The sequence below is a fragment of the Streptomyces corynorhini genome (assembly GCF_003346515.1).
Classification (GTDB): Bacteria; Actinomycetota; Actinomycetes; order Streptomycetales; family Streptomycetaceae; genus Streptomyces; species Streptomyces corynorhini.
Map to the genome: position 1 here is coordinate 1 of NZ_QQNA01000467.1, position 731 is coordinate 731.

Sequence of the window (731 nt, forward strand, 5' to 3'; positions counted from 1 at the left end):
CACCGCGTCCACATCAGCCGGTGACAGGCCCGCCGCTTCCAGGGCCTCACGGATCACCCGCTGCTGTGCGGGGCCGTTCGGCGCGGTGAGACCGTTCGACGCGCCGTCCTGGTTCACCGCCGAACCCGCGACCACCGCCAGCACCGGATGCCCCAGACGCCGCGCGTCCGACAACCGCTCCACCAACAACACACCCACCCCCTCACCCCACCCCGTACCATCCGCACCCTCACCGAACGCCTTGCACCGCCCATCAGCCGCCAGACCACCCTGACGACCGAACTCCACAAAAGCACCCGGCGTCGACATCACCGTCACACCACCGGCCAACGCCACATCACACTCACCCGCACGCAACGACTGCACCGCCAAATGCAACGCCACCAACGACGACGAACACGCCGTATCCACCGTCACCGCCGGACCCTCCAACCCCAGCACATACGACACCCGACCCGACGCCACACTCGCCGCGTTCCCCGTCCCCACATACCCCCCGAAGTCACCCTCCGACACACCCAACAACGCCGGATAATCCTGACCATTCATCCCCGCGAACACACCCGTACGACTACCCCGCAGCGAACGCGGATCCATCCCCGCCCGCTCCACCGCCTCCCACGACGTCTCCAACAACAACCGCTGCTGCGGATCCATCACCAAAGCCTCACGCGGCGATACTCCGAAGAACTCCGCGTCGAAACCGCCCACATCGGTCAGGAAACCGCCCT

General features: G+C 66.8%; 1 protein-coding gene. It reads right to left on the reverse strand.

Features of this window, described 5'->3' with window-relative positions; genetic code table 11:
• A partial coding sequence (locus tag DVH02_RS34550; protein ID WP_147286222.1) for a beta-ketoacyl synthase N-terminal-like domain-containing protein occupies positions 1-731 on the reverse strand: 731 nt, incomplete at both ends.